Origin of the sequence: Mycobacterium sp. JS623, from assembly GCF_000328565.1 — a bacterium.
Classification (GTDB): Bacteria; Actinomycetota; Actinomycetes; order Mycobacteriales; family Mycobacteriaceae; genus Mycobacterium.
On sequence record NC_019957.1, the window covers coordinates 287,550 to 307,041 of the forward strand.

General features: G+C 68.1%; 22 protein-coding genes. 14 read left to right on the forward strand and 8 right to left on the reverse strand.

Going from position 1 to position 19,492, the window contains the following annotated elements; genetic code table 11:
* The first annotated feature begins 223 nt into the window (after nucleotides 1–223).
* From MYCSM_RS32565 to idi, 3 genes are all read left to right on the forward strand, one after another.
* Nucleotides 224–1,054 (forward strand): DUF3050 domain-containing protein, encoded by an 831-nt coding sequence (locus tag MYCSM_RS32565; RefSeq protein ID WP_015297777.1) that lies wholly within the window; start codon nucleotides 224–226, stop codon nucleotides 1,052–1,054.
* 541 nt (nucleotides 1,055–1,595) lie between these two features.
* Complete coding sequence (locus tag MYCSM_RS32570; RefSeq protein ID WP_015297778.1) at nucleotides 1,596–2,522, forward strand: heme o synthase; 927 nt, start codon at nucleotides 1,596–1,598, stop codon at nucleotides 2,520–2,522.
* Between the two features lie 28 nt (nucleotides 2,523–2,550).
* The gene (gene idi, locus MYCSM_RS32575; RefSeq protein ID WP_015297779.1) at nucleotides 2,551–3,141 is read left to right on the forward strand and encodes an isopentenyl-diphosphate Delta-isomerase; all 591 of its coding nucleotides are present in this window, start codon (nucleotides 2,551–2,553) and stop codon (nucleotides 3,139–3,141) included.
* 14 nt (nucleotides 3,142–3,155) lie between these two features.
* Here idi and MYCSM_RS32580 read toward each other — a convergent pair whose 3' ends face one another.
* From MYCSM_RS32580 to MYCSM_RS32600, 6 genes are all read right to left on the reverse strand, one after another.
* Nucleotides 3,156–3,761, reverse strand: a complete 606-nt coding sequence (locus MYCSM_RS32580) for a methyltransferase family protein (RefSeq protein WP_015297780.1) — start codon at nucleotides 3,759–3,761, stop codon at nucleotides 3,156–3,158.
* A 354-nt stretch (nucleotides 3,762–4,115) separates the two neighbouring features.
* Nucleotides 4,116–4,250 (reverse strand): hypothetical protein, encoded by a 135-nt coding sequence (locus MYCSM_RS38790; protein WP_257720770.1) that lies wholly within the window; start codon nucleotides 4,248–4,250, stop codon nucleotides 4,116–4,118.
* Between the two features lie 114 nt (nucleotides 4,251–4,364).
* Nucleotides 4,365–4,592, reverse strand: a complete 228-nt coding sequence (locus MYCSM_RS39185; protein WP_051073987.1) for a hypothetical protein — start codon at nucleotides 4,590–4,592, stop codon at nucleotides 4,365–4,367.
* Nucleotides 4,593–4,596: 4 nt separating this feature from the next.
* The gene (locus MYCSM_RS37515; RefSeq protein WP_015297781.1) at nucleotides 4,597–4,872 is read right to left on the reverse strand and encodes an anti-sigma factor family protein; all 276 of its coding nucleotides are present in this window, start codon (nucleotides 4,870–4,872) and stop codon (nucleotides 4,597–4,599) included.
* Between the two features lie 161 nt (nucleotides 4,873–5,033).
* On the reverse strand, nucleotides 5,034–5,678 hold the full coding sequence (locus MYCSM_RS32595; protein WP_015297783.1) for a TetR/AcrR family transcriptional regulator: 645 nt from the start codon (nucleotides 5,676–5,678) through the stop codon (nucleotides 5,034–5,036).
* Between the two features lie 182 nt (nucleotides 5,679–5,860).
* The gene (locus MYCSM_RS32600; RefSeq protein WP_015297784.1) at nucleotides 5,861–6,376 is read right to left on the reverse strand and encodes a sigma-70 family RNA polymerase sigma factor; all 516 of its coding nucleotides are present in this window, start codon (nucleotides 6,374–6,376) and stop codon (nucleotides 5,861–5,863) included.
* A gap of 210 nt (nucleotides 6,377–6,586) precedes the next feature.
* Between MYCSM_RS32600 and MYCSM_RS38795 the strand changes: the two genes are divergently transcribed.
* From MYCSM_RS38795 to eccE, 11 genes are all read left to right on the forward strand, one after another.
* A complete protein-coding gene (locus MYCSM_RS38795) occupies nucleotides 6,587–6,721 on the forward strand; it encodes a hypothetical protein (protein ID WP_257720771.1) in 135 nt (44 codons plus the stop codon).
* Between the two features lie 48 nt (nucleotides 6,722–6,769).
* Nucleotides 6,770–7,075, forward strand: coding sequence for a PE domain-containing protein (locus MYCSM_RS32605; protein WP_015297785.1), 306 nt, complete (start codon nucleotides 6,770–6,772; stop codon nucleotides 7,073–7,075).
* Between the two features lie 15 nt (nucleotides 7,076–7,090).
* On the forward strand, nucleotides 7,091–8,314 hold the full coding sequence (locus tag MYCSM_RS32610; RefSeq protein ID WP_015297786.1) for a PPE family protein: 1,224 nt from the start codon (nucleotides 7,091–7,093) through the stop codon (nucleotides 8,312–8,314).
* A gap of 84 nt (nucleotides 8,315–8,398) precedes the next feature.
* Nucleotides 8,399–8,734, forward strand: coding sequence for a WXG100 family type VII secretion target (locus MYCSM_RS32615; RefSeq protein ID WP_015297787.1), 336 nt, complete (start codon nucleotides 8,399–8,401; stop codon nucleotides 8,732–8,734).
* Between the two features lie 62 nt (nucleotides 8,735–8,796).
* Nucleotides 8,797–9,099, forward strand: coding sequence for a WXG100 family type VII secretion target (locus tag MYCSM_RS32620; RefSeq protein ID WP_015297788.1), 303 nt, complete (start codon nucleotides 8,797–8,799; stop codon nucleotides 9,097–9,099).
* Nucleotides 9,100–9,197: 98 nt separating this feature from the next.
* Nucleotides 9,198–10,055: an ESX secretion-associated protein EspG gene (locus MYCSM_RS32625; protein WP_015297789.1), complete on the forward strand. Its 858-nt coding sequence runs from the start codon at nucleotides 9,198–9,200 to the stop codon at nucleotides 10,053–10,055.
* A 43-nt stretch (nucleotides 10,056–10,098) separates the two neighbouring features.
* Nucleotides 10,099–11,616 (forward strand): type VII secretion protein EccB, encoded by a 1,518-nt coding sequence (eccB, locus tag MYCSM_RS32630; protein WP_015297790.1) that lies wholly within the window; start codon nucleotides 10,099–10,101, stop codon nucleotides 11,614–11,616.
* 67 nt (nucleotides 11,617–11,683) lie between these two features.
* Entirely contained in the window at nucleotides 11,684–13,048 is a 1,365-nt protein-coding gene (locus tag MYCSM_RS32635) for a MinD/ParA family ATP-binding protein (protein WP_015297791.1), read from the forward strand.
* Entirely contained in the window at nucleotides 13,045–14,556 is a 1,512-nt protein-coding gene (gene eccD / locus MYCSM_RS32640) for a type VII secretion integral membrane protein EccD (protein ID WP_015297792.1), read from the forward strand. Before MYCSM_RS32635 ends, eccD begins: the two co-directional genes overlap by 4 nt.
* Nucleotides 14,556–16,190: a S8 family serine peptidase gene (locus MYCSM_RS32645; protein ID WP_015297793.1), complete on the forward strand. Its 1,635-nt coding sequence runs from the start codon at nucleotides 14,556–14,558 to the stop codon at nucleotides 16,188–16,190. Before eccD ends, MYCSM_RS32645 begins: the two co-directional genes overlap by 1 nt.
* Entirely contained in the window at nucleotides 16,187–17,941 is a 1,755-nt protein-coding gene (gene eccE / locus MYCSM_RS32650) for a type VII secretion protein EccE (RefSeq protein ID WP_015297794.1), read from the forward strand. Before MYCSM_RS32645 ends, eccE begins: the two co-directional genes overlap by 4 nt.
* A gap of 257 nt (nucleotides 17,942–18,198) precedes the next feature.
* Here the strand turns inward: eccE and MYCSM_RS32655 are convergent, their stop codons facing one another.
* Entirely contained in the window at nucleotides 18,199–18,555 is a 357-nt protein-coding gene (locus MYCSM_RS32655) for a VOC family protein (protein WP_015297795.1), read from the reverse strand.
* Between the two features lie 107 nt (nucleotides 18,556–18,662).
* Nucleotides 18,663–19,400 carry an SDR family NAD(P)-dependent oxidoreductase gene (locus tag MYCSM_RS32660; protein ID WP_015297796.1) on the reverse strand — a complete coding sequence of 246 codons (738 nt, stop codon included), beginning with the start codon at nucleotides 19,398–19,400 and terminating at the stop codon, nucleotides 18,663–18,665.
* Nucleotides 19,401–19,492: the final 92 nt, after the last annotated feature.

Genomic DNA, 19,492 nt, shown 5'->3' on the forward strand with positions numbered 1-19,492 from the left:
CAACGATTACCCCCTTGGGTCCGTGCTCTTCAAACGAACGCGGTGCGACTGGGTGACGTAACGCTGTCTGAAAAAGTGAGTGTCGCCCTTGTCGAACATCCCCGGCGGCGGCACCGCCGCGGCGCGTTATTGAACCTCGCGGCGGGCCCGTTCGTGAACAGAACGAAGCCGCCGCCGCGGGTAGCCACAATGGCGTGGGTCGGGGAGGAAGACAGGGCGAGTTATGTCGTCGGAGGCGTGGGGTAGGACACACCCGGGAGTTGATCTGTTGGCGGCGGTTAGGTCGCCCCGTAGGCGTGTCATCACCCATCCGCTCTACGCCAGCCTCAACACCCGTGCCGCGATCCTCACGTTTATGGAGCATCACGTCTTCGCGGTGTGGGACTTTATGTCGCTGCTGAAGTCCCTCCAATCCAACCTGACATGCGTCACAGTGCCGTGGGTCCCCACCGGGCCGGCCGGCAGCCGCCGCCTTATCAACGACATCGTGCTGGCAGAGGAAAGCGACGAGTTCCAACGCGGTCATATCAGCCATTTCGAGTGGTATGTCGCCGGCATGGCTGAAGCTGGGGCCGACCATTCTGTCGTCGACCGTTTCATCGATCTGATACGTGCCCAAGAGCCGGTGCCGTGCGCGCTGGAGGATGCCGGCGTACCGCGTGCGGCGGCGGAGTTCGTCACAGCCACATGGGGTTTCATCGCGTCCGCTCCGGTTCACTGTCAGGCCGCGGCCTTCGCCTTTGGCCGCGAAGAACTCATCCCCGACATGTTCACCCAGGTGGTCGCCGTCAACCAGGACGGCGGTGGGCTTGAGACGTTCGTTGAATACCTCCAGCGGCATATCGAGGTCGACGGCGACTCGCACACCCCGATGGCTATGCAGATGCTCGCCGACCTGTGCGACGAGGACAAGGGCAAGTGGCGCGAGTGCACCCAGACCGCCGGTGCGGCGCTGGCCGCGCGCTCTCGGCTGTGGGACGGCATCCTCACAGCTATCACCGCTCAGCGCGTTATCGCTCCCACGCGCAACCAGATGTCTGAACCTGCTTCCTAGCTCGAGACTCTTAGGGCAGTCCGGCGATCAGCTGGTCGACCGACACTCTGGGTCCGGCGAAGAACGGTGTCCAAGTCCGCCTCGGGTTGTTGGGTGGTCATACCCTGTATCACGCACCCGCCTGTCCGACGGTTTACCGAACCCAACGCGTGCATTGCGGGATTGGGAGCACCGAAATCCATTACGCTGGCGTAAGTTTCGGCGTGCTGCTACGACATTGATGTTTTGGCCGGCGGCGTCGTCGGCTGAATAGCTCACGACCTCGGTGACTGCATCACCCCATTGATGAATGATGCCCTCTCGATCAACGGTCACGCTCGCGCGCTGGTCATCAGGAGTCGCCTCGAAAGCGTCCATACCTTGATAACGGTCCGCGCCGGCCGCCAGTTCATCCGTGCGGTCAACGCGATCACCCTAGCCAGGTCGTTCCCAGGCGCTTCGCAGCAAACAGCTTGTGGCGTCTGACTTTTGAACCCCAGCTACTCGTCATCCGTGTCACAAACATTGGGTCGGGCAGTGAAGTAAAGCCGAGGAGACGGACGTGAGCACTCGCGAACGGGCTGACCTATCAACAACTGATCGCGTCCGCGCCAAGCTGTCTGACTATCTGACCCTGACAAAGCCGCGGATCATCCACGTCGTGATCGGCGCGGTTCCGGCGATGCTGCTCGCCGAGCGCGGCACCGTAGCCCCGCTGCTGATCCTGAACACGCTTATCGGCGCGACGCTGATGCAGGCCGGGGCCAACACGCTGAACTGCGTTGCCGACGCCGACATCGACAAACTGATGAAGCGCACCTCAGGTCGGCCGCTGGCGCGTGCGGCGATCTCGAACCGGCATGCGCTGGCCTTCGGGTTGGCGCTGAGTGTCGCGTCGCTGTCGTGGCTTTGGTGGACCACCCACCTGCTGGCGGGCCTGCTGGCCGTTGCCACAATCGCGTTCTACGCGGTTGTGTACACACTGTTGCTCAAAAGACGCACCTCCCAGAACGTGGTCTGCGGCGGAATTGTGAACGCCATGCCGGTGATGATCGGCTGGTCGGCCGTCACCGGCACCATCGGATGGCCGGCGCTGGGCATGTTTGCGATCATCGTGTTCTGGACGCCGCCGCACAGCTGGGCGCTGGCGATGCGCCACACCGAGGACTACAGGGCAGCCGGTATCCCGATGCTGCCGGCCGTGGCGACCGAGGCTCAGGTGGCCAACCAGATCCTCGTCTACACCTGGCTGTCCGTCGTCGCGACGCTGGCGCTGTCCGTGGCCACCGGGTGGCTGTATGCGGCGGTAGCGCTGGCGGCAGGGGTGTCGTTCCTGATGACCGCGTACGGTCAACGCGCCCGCGCGCATCGCAGTGTGCCGCTGGAGCCGCTACGACTGTTCCGGCAGTCCAACAACTACCTGGCCGTGGTGTTCTGCGCGCTGGCGGCGGATTCCGCACTGGCCCTGCCGACACTCCTGGGACACTGACCAGCTGACCTCGGGGCTGGTGGGCAGCATGGCAAACCCGGAACGCGATAGCCCAGTCGTATCCCGCGATGATGAGCAGTTGATTCTGGTGGACAGCGATGACCGCGAGGTCGGCTTCCTGGCCAAGGCCGATGCGCACGTCGGCGTCGGCACGCTGCACCGCGCGTTCTCGCTGTTCGTGTTCAATCCCGCTGGCGAACTGCTTGTGCAGCAGCGCGCGAACGGCAAGCGGCTGTGGCCGGGCTACTGGTCCAACACTTGCTGCTCGCATCCGCGCCGTGGGGAGACTATGGACAACACCATCCACCGCCGCCTGCGCGAGGAACTCGGTCTCACCGCAGAGCTGGGATTTCAGTTCAAGTTCTGCTACCGGGCGCAGTACGACCTGCAAGGGGCCGAGCATGAGCTGTGCTGGGTGTTCGCCGGGACCAGCGCCGAGCGACCGCGCCCCAACGTCAACGAGGTCGCGGCCTGGCGCTACGTCACCCCGCAAGCGCTGCGCGGCGAGGTCGCATGCGCACCCGAAACGTTCACGCCGTGGTTCAAGCTCGCATGGCGGCGCATCCTGCGTGAGCATGCCGTGCCACCGCTGGCGAAGGCGCCGGCTCCCGAAGGCTGATGGCGTTCGACGAGTCAACGGGTCAGACCGATTCCCGGTACGAACCGGCCGACGCTGGCGGTGTAGTCCCGGTATTGGTCGCCGTGTATCCCCAGCAAGTACGGCTCTTCACTGCTGCGTACAGATACCTCGATCGCCGCGAGGAAGATCGCGAACACTACGACCGCAACGAGATTGGGTGCCAGCAGTGTCTCGCCGAGCATGAACACAAGCATCGCCGCGAAGATCGGATTACGTACCAGCCTGAACGCGCCAGTGCGCACTAACGTTGTCGACTCGTCGATGTCGACCCCCACGCGCCATGACTCGCCCATGTCGAGCTGTGCGTGCAGTGTGGCGGCCAGCCCGCACAGGCCGAACGTCAACCCGGCAGCATTGACCCACCGATGATCGAGGATCTGCAGCGGTGACACCGCTCCGAGAAGTTGCAGCAGGGGAGCGGCCAGCCCACCCACCATCGCGACGATGAAACCGATCCCGCCGACCAGCCCGAGCAGTCCCAACCGGCGGCTGATCCCCCGATAACCGGTGGAACCCGTGCGGCGCCACTGCATCCAGCAGCGCCAGCCCAGAGCCAGCACGCCGAAAACGATGTAAAGCACAAGCGCGACAGCAGCCATCGTGTTTCCCTTCATCCGGCAACACGAAACGCCACCGCTCACAGTTCACACCACCACCACCGACAACACTGCGGGCCCGCCGATGGCAGTGTCGGCCGCGTCGCTGGCCAGCGTGTGCGCCCCGGTCGACACGGTGTCACCTCTACGGATTCGTGCCGCTGGCGAAGAGCGGACTCATCGACTCCCAAGGACTGCGCGACGTGATGGCCCCAATGGCGGTCAACGTGATAGTGGGTTTCGGCGACACACGCCGGCGTGCCGAACGTTCCCTGGCTGCCGCGATGACAGCGCGCACGTCTGAGCAACAACGCGAATCACGCAGCAGGATCGGGTAACCCGAGCGGTGCTCGGTGCCTACCCCGGGTGGGTGATCACCTCGACGGTTTGCCTGCTGTCGTGTCGAGCACCGTCATCGAAGGGTGCCTTGAGTGTTGCGGTGAGGTGTCGGCGGTTGACGTTGAAGCCGACGATGGCCAGCGCGGCATACACGCCGCACAGGATCAGCCGCCGCGCGGTGGAGGTGAATGCTGTTGTTGTTGTCGATACGACCGCCTGTTGTCGCTGGCGAGATGCAGTGAAAACTAGCGAGTAGTGCCTTCTTGATTATCTAGCCCTCAGGACCGTCTCCATCTCCTCGACCATCGCATCCCACGTCTCCAGCGGGCACAGCCGTGCCGCCGGCGGCGGCACCGCAACCGGCGCCCCCGGTTTGAATTGGACCGCGACCAGCACACCTACCACCATGGCCGCGGCCGCAGCAGCGGCCAGCGTCCGTGTCACCAGACGCGAACGCCGCCGCCGCCAGTTCACCTTGGCCAGCAGCGACGCCAACAGCTCAGTGCCGCAAGGGCGGCGGCGCCGCGGAAGCGTTTGCGTCGCGCTCGTCGATCGAGGCGATATAGTCGCGGTCCAACTGCGCCAGCAGCGCCGGCATGCCGCTGAGCTCGCTGACGGCCTCACGGCACGACGGGCAGGCGCTCAAGTGCGCCTCGAATTCGCGCCGCTCCGAAAATGACAGGGCGCCCAGCACATACGCGGCGTCCCACAGCGCGTACTCGTGGGTGTCGCTGGGCGACGACGACAAGCCGCCCGGACCGCCGAACGTGCTCATCGCGTCACCCCAACTCTTCCAGTTTGGTGCCATGCACTAGCACCAACACATGGTCGTCGTCGTCGTTGTCGTAGCGGCGCACGAAGATACGTCTGGCGCTCGATCCGGTCACCGCGTCTTCGACCTCGGCGGCAGTGCCTGAATGTTGACATTGGAGGTCATCAGTGCCTCGAATTCAATCCTTCAGTGAGGCGGGAGATGAGTATGTGAATCAAAGCGTCGAAATCGGCGCGGAAGCCCGGAGTGTCGGAAACGAACGGGCGCTGCATCGACATACCCAGGAGCACAATTTCGACGAGATGCACTGACTCGTCGATCAAGCCCTTCGGCGCATTTTCACCAACGATAGTACGCAGCACCTGCGCGAATTGCCGACGCTGAGTATCGCGATAGTCGACGTAGGCAGTCCGCAAGAACTCGTTGTGATTGGCAGCGGCGGCGAACTCGACCATGAACGTGACCGCGGCGAGGTTGTCGATGAACAGCGCGTACAGCAGACCGGCCGCCTCGGTCAGGTCATCACGCACGGACACGCCGTGCGACAGTAGGGCCGACGCGGTGGCGAACAATGTTTTAGCCATGTCGTCGATCGCAGCCTGAAAGAGTCTTTCCTTGGTTTCGAAGTGATAGTGCAGCAGCGCCGGCGAAACCCCGGCCGTTGCCGAGATCAGCTTCATCGAAGACTTTTCATACCCATACGCGCGGAAGCACTGCACCGTTGCCGCCAGGATTCGCTGCCGGGCGTCGCCGGCAGTGACCGCGGAACCAGCACTGTCCTGAGCCTCCGAAACTGCTGCCGTCAACATCGATTCCTCATCACTCCTGACAGGACCACTGCCTGATCGACCAGTCAGTCTCCCGCCTCTTAACACGAGTAGCGATGCCGGTCGGTTCACTTCGGTCCAGCGCCACCGCCAAGCCCCGCCGACACGGGCGACCGTTGGTGGTCCTCGCTCACCTGCGATAACGGTGGCAGGACGCCGGAGTTTCATTGCAGCGCGACTCCCATTTCGCGCAACTGCAGCCATAACGCCCGCAGGGCGTCGTGCAGCCTCGACTTCACCGTCCCTTCCGCAATGTTCAGGTCGGCCGCTATCTGGGCTGTTGTGCAGCCCTGGTAGCAGGCGCGGCGAACCACGGCGCGATGGTCAGCGGGCAACTGCGCCAACGCGTCGCCGAGCAGCAGCCGGTCCACGGCGGCGTTGACTTCCTCGGGCGCGGCGCGATCAGGCCACACCGAGTCGGGAGCGCCGATTTCGTTCGAGAAGCCCGCGCGGCGTTGATCGTCGAGGATCATGGTGCGGGCGACGGTGAAAAGCCACGCCCGTGCCGATGGCGCAGGGGAATCGGCGACTTCAGGGTCTCGCCTGGCGCGCAGCACGGTTTCCTGCACGACGTTCGTCGCCCGGGCGCGGTCACCGGTGAGCAACAGGGCGTAACGGTACAGCGCGGCCGCATGCTCGTCGGGGATCCCCCGCAATTCGCCGGAATCCGGACCGTTCATCGCGCGCTCCTGCCGGAAACGCCCTACGTAGCTGGCATCGCCCCCGGACTCTCCTAATGTCACGAACTAGCACCGTGACCGGTTCACCAACTGCCGGACGACGCCGACCCTTCATTAGCCGTCGCGGTCGCGGTGGGGTTACCCAGTCGGGGCGACGTGGTGGCGGCACTGCCCGAGGCGGTCTAGTTGCGCGAGCGCCGAGGGGAGGGGGTGAGCCACGACGTGCCGGTGAGCATCATCGCCGCCGACCCAGCCGTCATGGATCGGGCGGCGGACTGGGGCTGGCACGGTGCCGGGGGAGCAGAAAAAGGCGGACAGGGCAGCTGGCTACAGGTCTTACACTAATCAACAACACCTTCTATCCAGGCTCAACGTGTGTTGGGGAGGAATCAGATGAGCAGTCCGTTGCTGATCAACGCGCCCGCGGTGGGCGTCGCGTCGGCGATCGAAAACGGCGGAACGGCCACGATGGCGGGCACCGGCGGGGGTGCGGCCGCCCCGGTCACGGCGATCCTGCCGCCCGGGGCCGAGGACGCCTCGGCCGCGGCGGCGGCGGCCTTCGGTGCGCGCGGCGCCGAGACGATGGCGATGCTGTCGCAGCTGGTGATGGTGCGCGGGCTGTTCGCCGAGACGGTGGGCACCAGTGCGGCGGCCTACGTGGCCACTGACGCCATCAACGAAGCCACGCTGTCGATCTGATCGGCTGAAGGCGGTATGTCGGGATTCGGGGACGCGGCTGCGGTCGATCCCGCCACCAACCATGTGTTGATGCGCTCGGGGGACCTGGGCGCCAGCCTGCTGGATGCCGCCACGGGCCATGAGTCGATCGCCGACATGCTGCTGGCCGAGATGGCCGCGATGGGGATCAACGTCCACTCGACGGCGTCGGTGTCCTGGCAGGGGCCCGGCGGGCAGATGATGACGATGAGCGCCGACGAATTCATCCTGTTGTGCGAGACCGCCTCGGCGTGGGCCCGGCTGTCGATGGTGCAGGCTTCCGAGGTGGCGATGGCGCACAGCAGCGCGCTGGAGTCGATGATCCCGGCCGAGGTGGTCGTGACCAACCGCACCACGCAGGCAACGCTGGTGGCCACCAACGCTTTTGGCATCCACACCGGTGAGATCGCCGCACTGGAGGCCGAATACCAGGAGTTCTGGATCCAGAACGCCACGGCGCGCACCGGCTACGGATCGGTGGTGTCGACGGCGCTGGCCGCGCTGGGCACCCCGGCGCCGTTCTCCCCGGACGCCGCCAACCCGGCCGGCCCGGCGATGGGGGTGGCGCAGGCCGCCGCAACCGACGGCACTCAGGGCGCGTTGCAGGCCAGCGCGAAGACGATGACGCAGGCCGGCGATGCAACGGTGCAGGGCGGGTCGGGTTCTGAGGGCATGATGTCGTCGATGGTCGGCCAGCTCGGCGGCGTGTTCGGCCAGGTCGGGTCCTCGTTCGGGCAGATCAGCCAGGTCAGCGGGCAGCTGCCGCAGATGCTGGGGCAGGCCCCGCAGCTGCTGTCGGGCATGCTGGGCCCGCTGACTCAATCGATGACCGGCGCCAACGGGGCGCAGGCCGCGGCGGCGCTGGCGCCCGAGGCCGCGGGAGCGATCGGGCCCGGGCTGGGCGGGGTCGGTGCGCTGGGTTCGTTGGGCGGCGGTGGCGGCGGCGCGCTGAGCAACGCTGCGCTGTCGAGCAGCTTCGTGCGTCCGGCGAGCAGCTTTTCTGCACCCACCTCCCCGACGTTGCCCGGCGGCTGGCAGGGTGGCGGCCCGGCAGCGGAGGCCGGGGCGGGCCGCCCGGCCGGACTGGGCGGCGGTGGGCTGTACGGGGCGCCGCCGGCGGCGTTGGGCCGCGACGGTGCCGACTCGCGCTCCGAGCAGCGTCCGGGGCGCACGATGCAGATCACTGGGCGTCCGAGCAGGGGGGAGCAGCAACGGATCTGAATGAAAATTAGCGTCCGGAGCAGCCCCGCGGGGCTCTTAAACTGAAAACCAGCTGATACCAACCGATTTCGAGGGAGACACCAGATGACGGAGCCCGGCGGCGGAACGATCAAGGTCAATGCCGCGAATGTTCACAACCTCGCCAACACCATGGACGACATCTCGCAGCGCATGCAGGATGTCCTCAACCGCTACCAGCACGCCAACGAGGAATCGATCGCCAACCAGACGATGGGCGGCAACGCCGCGATGACCAGCGTGGCGACCGGTGCGGAGATCCACGACGCGCAGACCAAGATCCAGCATCGCTTCCAGCAGGTCAATGACACGCTGCGCCAGGCCGGTTCGCACACCACCAACACCGATCACGACAACTCCAGCCTGTACCAGCAGGTCGCCGGTGCCATCAAGTTCCAGTGAATCTGGACGTCACGAGCTTGCACTAGCCATTCAATCGAACTGAGAGACAAAGGATTTCACTGATGGACAACGAAACGATCATCGCCAATCTGGCGGGCATGGCCGATCTGGCCTCCGGGCACCTGAGCTTCAGCCAGGAACTGGAATCGCTGGGGCAGGAAGCGATCAACGCCGTCAACGCCTCCCCGGAGTACTTCACCGGGCCCCAGGGCGCGCCGGCCTACCAGCAGGTGATGAGTCTGATCCACCAGGCCGTGCAGGACGGCCAGGAGGTCATCGCCCGCCACGGCAACGCCATCGACACCGCGGCAGGCAACAGCCAGGCCACCGACGGCGCGATCGGCCAGTCCTTCACGTCGATCTGAGAAGTCGGCAACGTTAGCGTCAACCGTGCAAGAGGGGGCCTGACTTCGGCAGGGCCCCTCTTGCGCGTGTGTTGAGTGAAAGGCTTTGGGAGGCAACGGTGTTGCAGACATCGGTCGAGGGCATCTGGGTGCTGCAGGCGCTGGTGGGCGTGGAGTCGATGCCAGTGGCGTTGCAGCTCAAGCCGTTCATCCCCTCGGCGCACGGTGATCTGATCGTGGAGACCACCGCCGGGCGTCAACCGATCGCACGTACCGCGCAGTACCAGAGCCTGGTCGAGGCCGGGGTGATCGACGATCGCGGTGCGGTCGACCCGATCGTGGCCGACTGGATGACCGTGTTGGGCCGGCCCGAGCGGGAGGTGGTGCTGCGGATCCGCCGCCCCGATGCGCCCGCCACCGAAACCGCCGGGCCGACGGTGGCCGAACGGGTGATGGTGATCTGCCGGCACCGCAGGTTCCTGGCGATGGCGGCCCGGAACGGCGCCGACATGGTCATCGGCGGTGTCGGTGAGGCCGAGGAGGCCGATAAACAGATCGCGCACATGTGCCGGATGTTGTTGCCCGCCTTCGGCGAACACCCGCCCGCGGACATCGATGGCTTCAATTTGCCCAAGGACCTGCTGACCTCGGCGGTGGACGCCGCGGGCGGCAAGGGGCCCGAGGCGATGGCCGCAGCGCTGCGTTCGCTGGGGCTGGGCCCGTGGGAGGTGGAGGTGCTGCAGGCGGGCAGCGGACTGGACACCTCGGCGATGGCGGTGGTGATCGTCATCGACCACGTGCCCGAAGCGCGCCCGCATCCGCGGGTGCTGACCGTCGCCGACACCGAGTACGGCCGGATCAGCCTGTCCACGACGACGGCGGCCGACGGCAGGGAGTGGATGGCCGTCTTTCCCGCCACGCCAACCAGCCTGCGTGACGACCTGGCCGACCTGCTGGCCGTACCGCAGCTGACATGAGCACTGGGTCAGTGGCGGGCGGACCGTCGGTAGGGGTGGCGCGGTGGCGCTGAATTTGACGTCGCGCCTGCAGGTCACGGCGCACTACTTCTGGAACCGGCGCAACGCTGCGGCGTTGAGCCATCACGGCGTTCGGCTGGACTACGACCCCGAGCAGCGGCGTATCGCCGCGCTGATCCTGGGCTTCGTGCTGACCCTGGTGGCGATCGCGCTGGCGGCGCTGATGGCCTATATCAAACCGGCCGGCCAGGTCGGCACGTCGGCGGTCCTGGCCGACCGCGACACCGGCGCCATCTATGTGCTCGTCGACGGCCGGCTGCACCCCGCGCTGAACCTGACCAGTGCGCGGCTGATCTCGGGGCAGAACGCCAACCCGACATTCGTCAAGGCCGCCGAGCTCGACAAATACCCCAAGGCGCCGTGGGTCGGAATCGTCGGTGCCCCAACGCAAATGCCGATCCGCACCGCGCTGCAGTCTCAGTGGGCGGTGTGCGACACCACGCCCAGCGCGACGGCGACCGCGTCGGCCGGGCGCGCCCCGGTGGTGACCGCTATCGCCGGGCCGCTGACACTGGGCACGCGGTCGGCGCCGCTGCAGATGCCCAACGCGATCCTGGCGCGCAACAACGACAAAACGTTCGTGGTGTGGGACGGGCACCGCTCCGACATCGACCTGTCCAACAAGTCGGTGGCCCTGGCGCTGGGCGTGGATTCGGCTGCGCCACAACCGGTCACGATGTCCAACGCGCTCTATGACGCCATCCCGGCGACCGATCCGCTGGTCGTGCCGGCCATCGCCGACGCCGGTGCGCCCTCGCCCTACAACCTCGGGCCCGGCGCGGTCGTCGGGTCGGTGCTGAGCGTGCGCGACGTCGCCCAAGGGGGCGGCGAATCGCTGTATGTGCTGTTAGCCAATGGGGTGCAACGCATTTCGCCGTTCGTGGCGTCGCTGCTGCGGGCGGCCAACTCCTTTGGCGACGTCGCACCGGTCGCGGTGTCCCCCGACCGGCTGGCCCCGGTCCCGGTGGTCGACACGCTGCCGGTGTCCTACTACCCGGCCACCCGGCTGCACCTGGTCGACACCTCGGTGGCCGTCACCACGTGCATGGCGTGGTCGAAGGGCTCCACCGACAAAGCCGCGGTGGTGGCGGTGCTCTCAGGCCAGGGGCTGCCGATCCCGGCCGAGTCCGACAACCGGCTGATCCATCTGGTCAAGGACGGCCGCAACGACCCCGATTCCGATGAGGCCGATCAGGTCTATATCGCGCCGGGGTCGACGAACCTGGTGATGACGACCAACGCCGATCCGTCGTCGGTCAGCCGGGATTCGCTGTGGTGGATCTCCGATGAGGGGGTGCGCTACGGCATCGCGCTCGAGGACGCGACGCTGCGGCCACTGGGCATCGCGACCGCTTCGGCGCGGCAGGCACCGTGGGCGATGATCCGCACGTTCGCCCCCGGTGCGGCGTTGTCGAAAGCCGATGCGCTGACCCAGCACGACTCGCTGACCCCGGTGGGTGGGGCCGAGGCATTACCCACGAAAACGCAGGCGCCGCAATGAGAATGACGTGATCGGTGCCGCCGCGACTGGCGCACATGCTGTGCATGTGCGCCGTTAGGATGACGAGATGAGTAACCCGCAACGGGACGACTCCGACGAGTACGCGACCGGCCCAACAGCACAGCCGGGCGGCGCCGAGAGCGTCGAACGACCCGCGCCCGCGCAGTCGCCTGAGGCGCCCCGCCACCTGGCGGGCGCACCGGACCCGGGGGTGACTCGCCCGGTGCCCCCTGCGCCGTGGCCGGATGCGCCGGCGCCGTTCCGTCCGGATCCGGCGGCCCCGCCGCCGAGCACCGGCGCGCGTCACCTCGAGCAGCCCGCGCGCCATGCCCCCGAGGGCCTGTCGGAAACGACGTCGCTGATCAACCGCGATGAGCTGCTGGCGGGTCCACGCGCTCCGCAGGGTCCTGCGCCGCGTGGACCTGCCGGCGACTGGGGCAGCGCGCCACCTGGCTGGGGTCCGACGCCCGGCGCCGCGGGCAGCTTCAACTTCGTCGACGACATCCGCAGCAGCGAACTGGTGCCCACCCGCAAGATCCCGCCGCAGCGGGGATGGCGAAAAGCCTTGTACGCGGCGACGTTTCATCTGATCAACCCCGGGCAGTCACCCGACGAGCGCTACCAGGCCGAGCTGGAGGCCAAGGTCCGCTCGCTGCTGCGGGGCCGCTACAAGATCGGCGTCCTGGGCAAGGGCGGTGTGGGCAAGACCACCATTTCGGCCTGTGTGGGATCGCTGCTGGCGCAGATGCGCCCCGATGACCGGGTGGTGGCCATCGACGCCGACACCGCGTTCGGCAAGCTCGCCAGCCGCATCGACCCCAAAACGTCGGGGTCGTACTGGGAGCTGGCCGGTGACCGCAACCTGCACACCTTCGCCGATGTGCGCAGCCGCGTCGGCAGCAACGCATCGGGGCTGTTCGTGCTGGCCGGGGAGATGTCCACCGCGCGCCGGCGGGTGCTCGACCCGGTGGTGTACGCGGCTGCCGTGGCCCAACTGGACCGCCACTTCACGGTGTCGATCGTGGACTGCGGTTCGACGATGGACGCACCGGTGACCCGCGCCGCGGTCGCCGACCTGGATGCGCTGATCGTGGTGTCCTCGTGCTGGTATGACGGGGCGTCGGCGGCGGGTCAGACCCTGGAGTGGCTGGCCAACAACGGCTACACCGGCCTGCTGCACCGCACCGTGGTCGTCGTCAACAACTCCGATAACCAGGCCAGTAAGCGGGATGTGAAGCTGCTGATCGAACGGTTCGGCAGCCGCGGTCAGAAGGTCATCGAGATGCCCTATGACCGGCATTTGCGCCCGGCCGGGGTGATCGACATCGACAACGAGCTCAGCAAGCACACCCGCCGCCGGGTGCTCGAGATCGCCGCGGCGTTGGCCGAGCACTTCACCGCGACCACCGAGCGGCCCCGGGAGCGCCGATGACCGCCACCGCCGATCGCGGGGTGGCCGGGCGCGACGTGCGGGCCGACACCGGTGTGCCCGCCTCGAGCCGGGTGTCGCTGCTGGTGGGGGAGAGCCATCAGATCGACCTGTTGTTGCCCGCGGCCGTGCCGCTGGCCAAGCTGGCCGACCCGACCCGCGACGCGATCAACCGGCAGCTGCGCGCGATTGGCGCCGAGGAGCTGCCGCGGGGCAACTTCGTGTTCGCCCGCGCCGCGGGCATGACCATGCTGGCGGGCAATCTGTCGCTTTCGGCGCAGGGCGTCAGCGACGCGGAGCTGCTCGCGTTCGTGCCCGCGGCTTCGGCGCAACGCTACGAACCCAACATCGAAAACGTGTCGGCGGCGATCGCCAGGTGGGCCAGGAGCCATTTCCCGGCCGTGTCGGCCGGCGACGCCGCGGCGGTGGCGGTGGCGCTGACGACTGTGGCGCTGATGGTGTCCGGTGCGCTGGTGTGGCGGCAGCGCTGGGCCACGGCGGGGGGATGGCTGACACCGGTGATCTTCGGCGCGGCGGGCCTGGTGCTGATCGCGGTGACGGTGGTGACGGTGCGGATGTCGGCGCCGCTGCCGGCCAGGACGGCGGCGTGCTGGAGTGCGGTGGCGGCGCTGGTGGCGGCGGGGGCCTGCGCACCGCCCGGGCCGCATCCTGGTGCGCCGCATGCGTTTCTGGCGGCGGGGGTGGCGTTGGTGGCCACCGCGCTGGTGGCGCGTTTCACCAGTCGCTACTGGGTGGCCGCGGCGGCGGTGATCACCGTGTCGGTGTCGGTGCTGGCGGCCTCGGCGGCCCGGATGTTCTTCACCGTGCCCGGCCAGCGCATCGCGACGGTGATGCTGATCGCGGTGCTGACGGTGTCGCTGGCCGCGCCGGCGATCGGCAGGCAGCTGGCCAAGGTGCCGCGCCAGAGCTTCGATTCGATCACCGGCAAGGACATGTACACCCGGGCGCCGGGTGAGCCGGAGGACACCATCACCCCGGTCGCCGACGCTCCGCATGACATCACGCTGCGCGGTGAGGAGCTCGCCGAGGTGGCCCGCCGCTCTAACCGGGTGCTGACCGGGCTGCTGCTCGGCAATGCGCTGGTGCAGGTGGTGTCGTCGTGGTGTGCCATTCATCCCGGCGTGGGTGCGCAGTGGCCGTTCGTGGTGGTGGTGGCGACCGTCGCGGTGATCCTGGTGTTGCGGGCGCGCGCGTTTCGCGACCGCCGCCATGCGATCACGGTGGTGACGGGTGGGGCGGTGTCGTTGTTCGCGATCCCGGTCCACTACGGCATCGCCGCCGACGCGGCGTCGGTGACCGGGCTGTGGGCCGGGGCGGTCGTGCTCGGCATCGCGGTGTGCGCGCTGCTCGGCGGGACGGTGATCCCGAACCGGAACTTCTCCGAACCGGTGCGCGAGCTCGTCGAATATGTCGAGTACGTGGCGACCACCGCGGTGATCGTGTTCGCGGCGTGGGCGATCGATCTGCTGCATTTCGTCAGGTACCACTGATGCGGATGCGTTCGGCCGCTGCGGGTTTCGGCGCGGCGGTCCTGCTGGGGGCCAACGTGGCCGCACCGCCTGCGGCGTTGGCGATCGGCCCGCCGGTGATCGATCCGGGTGCGCTGCCGCCGCCGGAGACGCCGGGGCCCGTCGAGGAGATGCGCCAGACCGAGGCCTGCATCAACCCGGTGGTGATCGCCGATCCCGACGTCACCCAGCCGGCGCCGGGCAACGTGATGCTGTCGGTGCCGCAGGCCTGGCAGTTCTCCACCGGCGCCGGGGTGACGGTGGCGGTCATCGACACCGGGGTGACGCCTAATCCTCGGTTTCCGGCGCTGTTCGCCGGCGGCGACTACGTGCAGGGGCTGGCGGGCGGCGGGTTGACCGACTGCGAGAATCACGGCACCGCGGTGGCCAGCATCATCGGCGCCGCGCCGTCCAATCCGGCGGATCGCCCGCCGACCAAGCCGCTGGGTGCGCCGCCGGTCGGGCCGCCGCCGGCGGTGCCCGCCAACCCGGCTCCGACCAGTGCGCCGCCGCCACCCCCGCCGCCGCAGACGATCACGGTGATCGCGCCGCCGCCACCGCCCCCGCCACCTCCGCCGCCCGAGGGTGATGCGCCTGCCGACGGAGCCGCCGATCCCGCCGCGGCCGCGCCGCTGGTGCCCGGTCCGCCGCCGGGCGGCCCCGATGGCGTGGTCGGGGTGGCGCCGGACGCCGCGTTGATCTCGATCCGGCAGGCGTCGGTGGCGTTCGCGCCGGCGCATCCGACGCCGGAGGAGCAGTCGCTGCACCGCAAGGCCGGTGACATCCTGTCGCTGGCCAAGGCCATCCGCACCGCCGCCGATCTGGGCGCCAAGGTCATCAACGTGTCGCTGGCGTCGTGCACCAACGCCGCGGCGCCGGTCAACCAGGACCCGCTGGGTGCGGCGGTGCGGTATGCCGCCGTCGACAAGGACGCGGTGATCGTGGCCGCGGCGGGTAACCGCAACGATCCGCTGCAGCCCGACTGCGGGCAGAATCCGGCGTTCAATCCGCTCAACCCCGCCGACCCGCGGGACTGGGCCGGGGTGCGCACGATCGTCAGCCCGGCGTGGTTCTCCGACTACGTGCTCTCGGTGGCCGCGGTCACTCCGGGCGGGCTGCCGATGCCTGACTCCATCAACGGCCCGTGGGTGGGGGTGGCCGCGCCCGGCGCCCGGATCATGGGCCTGTCCAGCGTCAACGGCGCTGCGGTCAACGCTTCGCCGGCCAAGGATCCCGGCACCGGCAACGGCATGTGGGGGACGAGTTTCTCGGCGGCCTACGTGTCGGGCGTGGCGGCGCTGGTGCGCGCCAAGTTTCCGAATCTGACTGCGCACCAAGTGATCCGGCGGATCACCGAGACCGCGCACAACCCGGCGCACGGGGTGGACAACCAGGTCGGGCACGGGGTGGTCGATCCGGTCGCCGCGCTGACCTTCGACGTGACGCCCGGCGACCCGAAACCCGCCGAGCATCTGAGCAGCGCCCTGCACGTGCCGCCGCCGCCGCCCGGGCCGGATCTGCGGCCGCGTAACGTGGCGCTGATCGGGGTGGGGGCCGCGATCGGGTTGGCGCTCATCGTCGCGGCGGTGGCCGGGATCCGCAGGAGGATGTCGTGAAGGCGCGCACCGTGGCGCTGCGGCCGGCGCTGGGTGCTGTGGTGGCCGCCGAGGTCGTCGCGCTGGCCGCGTTCACCGCGCTGCCGCCGGGCCGGTCGGGCTGGTGGCCGGCGGCGGTGATCACCGCGGTGGCGGTGGTGACGCTGGTGGTCACGGTGCACCGGCGCAACGCCGTGAGTTGGGTTGCCGCCCAAGCACGCTGGCGACGTCAGCGCCGATTCGCCAGCCCCGTCGGCGCCGCGGTCGACATCAACCACGGCGGCCACGTCTACGGGGTGCGCACCGCCGGCGAGGAGGCCGTCACGATGCTGCGCATCGACGGGCGCGCCGACAGCCCGACGTTTCTGCGCAGCGCGGCAACCCTGCACACCACCAACACGGTGCCGCTGCGGGTACTCATCGACCATCTCGAGCAGCCCGGCGGCCTGCACCTGGAACTCGACATCGTCAACGACGGCTACCGGGTGGTGCCCCAGAGCGGATACCCGCCGCTGTATTCCACGCTGCTGGCCGACCGGTCGGCGGCCGGGCAGCGCACCACCTGGCTGATCGTGCGGCTGATCCTGCCCGAGTCGGTGGCCGGCCTGTCCTACCGGCACTCGATCGGCACGGCCGCGGCCGCGGCGTCTGACCGGATCCTCAAAGCTCTGCTGCAGCAGGGGATTCGGGCGGTGCCGTGCAACGCCGAGGAACACGACGCGGCGCTCGCTGCGCTGGGGGTCGGGCTGGCGGCGCCGCCGCCGCGGCCTGCGGTTGCGGTGGCCGACGAGGAGATCGCGCCCGACGTGCTCGAGGAGCCCGGCTACGACGAACTGGAGTCCGAGGTGTTCGCCGGTGTCGGCGCACCCGCCGAGCCGGTGGCCGACGTCGGTGAGCACAGCGACGCACGTCCGGTGCGGGTGCGCCCCACAGCCAATGTGGGGTGGCGCACCATCAACACCAGGCCGGGCTATCTGACGACGTACTACTTCTCCGCCGAGGACATCACCACCGAGAGCCTGAATGCGATGTGGGCGCTGCGCAGCGATCACGTGGTCCAGATGACGACGCTGCGCAAGCAGCGCGACGGGAAGATCGCGGTGTCGGCGCTGGTACGCACCACCGACCCGCAAGCCACCCAGCAGCCGCCCACGCTGTTCCTCAATCCGCTGCCAGGCGACCAATATTCGGCCGCACTCGCCGCCGCCCCGACATCGCGGCCCCGGCTGGCCCTGCCGCGGCGGGTGCTGAAGGCGCGCGACGAGCTGGCCATCCCGATCGGGGCGACCGGTGTGCTGGTGGGCGCGGCGATCAGCGACGACCCCGCCGCACGCCCACCGATGCAGCGCGACGACCTGGTGATGTGGCCGTTGACCGATCCGCAGCGCGCCACCCGCATCACCATGGACACGTCGGCGTTTTATCTGCGGCAACTGTTGATCCGCGCCGCGGCGTGCGGGGAGCGCATCGTCATCTACTCCGAGGAGCCGCGCCGCTGGTATTCGCTGGCCCAGCGGCACCTCAGCGTCGTCGAGCCGGGCAGGCATGCGGACTTCGTGCCGACGATCATCGTCAACGACCACTCCCAGATCGTGCCCTCGGCGGGACTGTCCTCGACGGTGATCACGTTGGGCCACAACCCATCTGAGGCCGCCCGACCCGACGTGTTGTTCCAGCAGACCTCGGAGAACACGGTGCGGATCACCGCCGGCGCGCGCGTCGTCGACATCGCGATGGTGGTGTTCCGTCAGGAACAGACATGGACGGGGTAGGTGGGTCGAGTGACGTCATCTCGTCGTCTCTCGTTCGTCATCGGCTGCTCGCTCAAGTTCGAAATCGCAACTTTCCCAGTGAAACCGGACCTATCCGTCAAGCGCACGACCGAGCGGCCGCCGGTGATCGGCGATGTCGGTGGAAGACCCAACAGGCGCCAGCCTCTGTATTGCAGGCGACGTTGCGGCCAGCCGGGGCGGTCACGGGTGCGGCTCCTCGTGTGCCAAGGGCGGTAAAGCCACGCGATGCATGTTGGTCAGCGGGCGACGAGGTCGAACTCGTTGCCTTCAGGGTCGATGAAGCTGATCCACCGGTTGTTGTTGTCGGCCAGAGATCGGATCTCTTTGGCGCCCAGCCCCATCAGCCGGTCGGCTTCGGCCCGTACGTCGGCGGCCTGCAGGTCGAAGTGCAACCGGTTCTTGACCGTCTTGCCCTCGGGAACCTTGTGAAACATCAGCAAGGGTCCGCGCTCGGCGTCGGCCCCCGCGGCGATCGACGCGAAGTCTTCGGTGGCCCCGTCGTCGACGGTGCGATGTAAGGCCTGAGCCCAAAAGTTCGCGAGTCCAGCAGCGTCAACGGCGTCAACGCTGATGCCCAGTACCGAGATGCTCATATACGTCCCTCCGGTCCAGGCAAGAGATGGCTTTCTTGGCCATTGGGGGATACTCCCTGCCGTCGTTGGGGTTTGGTGACTGTGCTGTCGGGTCGCGACGGTGGTGTTCATCGCCTGCCGCCGTCGATGGCCACGTCAGTACCGGTGATGTAGGACGCTCGGGGGGACGCCAGAAACCCGATGAGGTCGGCGACCTCCTGTGGTTCACCGGCGCGGCGCAGCACGGTGGTCTCACCAATGGCGTCGAACAGTTCCCGTTCGGCTGCGTTGGTATAGACCGGACCTGGCGAGATGGAGTTGACGCGGACGCCGACGGGTCCGAATTCGGCCGACCAGGAACGGGTCAGCGAGGCCAAGGCGGCTTTGGTGGCGCCGTAGGCGGCGGTTGTGGGCTGACCGACAGCGCCGGCCCGGCTGGCCACATTGACGATCGCGCCGTGTCCGCGGGCCACCATCTTCGGTGCTAATACCGACACCAGCAGGTAGGGGGCTTGCACGTTCGTGGCGAACAATTGATTGAGGGTGTTGGCGGCCAGCTTTTCTGTCGGGCCGAACCAGGCGAATCCCGCGTTGTTGACCAGGATGTCCACCTCGCCGACCTGGGTGGCCAGTCGCAGCGCCTCTGTAGGTTGAGTCAGGTCGGCGCCCACGAATCGCGCTGAGCCTCCGGCACTTTCGATCTCTTTGACCACTGCCGCGCCCCGCCCGACGTCGCGGCCGTGGACGATCACCGTGGCGCCTTGCGCGGCCAGTTGTAGCGCCGCGGCCTGACCGATCCCCGACGTCGCGCCGGTGACCAGTGCAACTTTGCCTACCAAATCCCGGCCGTCAGTGGGGGCTGTCATGGTGACTCCTCAAATTTGTACTGACCTGTCTAATCCTCTAGACGCAACGCAGGCCTGTCGCCGACTATTCCGGCCTCGCCCGCGCAACCGGA

Excerpts from the sequence above, each read along its gene's own strand:
- MYCSM_RS32595 (WP_015297783.1), bottom strand. The coding sequence starts at position 5,678 with ATGTTGACGGCAGCAGTTTCGGAGGCTCAGGACAGTGCTGGTTCCGCG.
- MYCSM_RS32605 (WP_015297785.1), top strand. The coding sequence starts at position 6,770 with ATGAGCAGTCCGTTGCTGATCAACGCGCCCGCGGTGGGCGTCGCGTCG.
- MYCSM_RS32580 (WP_015297780.1), bottom strand. The coding sequence starts at position 3,761 with ATGGCTGCTGTCGCGCTTGTGCTTTACATCGTTTTCGGCGTGCTGGCT.
- MYCSM_RS32615 (WP_015297787.1), top strand. The coding sequence starts at position 8,399 with ATGACGGAGCCCGGCGGCGGAACGATCAAGGTCAATGCCGCGAATGTT.
- eccD (WP_015297792.1), top strand. The coding sequence starts at position 13,045 with ATGACCGCCACCGCCGATCGCGGGGTGGCCGGGCGCGACGTGCGGGCC.
- MYCSM_RS32610 (WP_015297786.1), top strand. The coding sequence starts at position 7,091 with ATGTCGGGATTCGGGGACGCGGCTGCGGTCGATCCCGCCACCAACCAT.
- MYCSM_RS32660 (WP_015297796.1), bottom strand. The coding sequence starts at position 19,400 with ATGACAGCCCCCACTGACGGCCGGGATTTGGTAGGCAAAGTTGCACTG.
- MYCSM_RS32565 (WP_015297777.1), top strand. The coding sequence starts at position 224 with ATGTCGTCGGAGGCGTGGGGTAGGACACACCCGGGAGTTGATCTGTTG.
- MYCSM_RS32635 (WP_015297791.1), top strand. The coding sequence starts at position 11,684 with ATGAGTAACCCGCAACGGGACGACTCCGACGAGTACGCGACCGGCCCA.
- MYCSM_RS32655 (WP_015297795.1), bottom strand. The coding sequence starts at position 18,555 with ATGAGCATCTCGGTACTGGGCATCAGCGTTGACGCCGTTGACGCTGCT.
- MYCSM_RS32645 (WP_015297793.1), top strand. The coding sequence starts at position 14,556 with ATGCGGATGCGTTCGGCCGCTGCGGGTTTCGGCGCGGCGGTCCTGCTG.
- MYCSM_RS37515 (WP_015297781.1), bottom strand. The coding sequence starts at position 4,872 with ATGAGCACGTTCGGCGGTCCGGGCGGCTTGTCGTCGTCGCCCAGCGAC.
- idi (WP_015297779.1), top strand. The coding sequence starts at position 2,551 with ATGGCAAACCCGGAACGCGATAGCCCAGTCGTATCCCGCGATGATGAG.
- MYCSM_RS32620 (WP_015297788.1), top strand. The coding sequence starts at position 8,797 with ATGGACAACGAAACGATCATCGCCAATCTGGCGGGCATGGCCGATCTG.
- MYCSM_RS32600 (WP_015297784.1), bottom strand. The coding sequence starts at position 6,376 with ATGAACGGTCCGGATTCCGGCGAATTGCGGGGGATCCCCGACGAGCAT.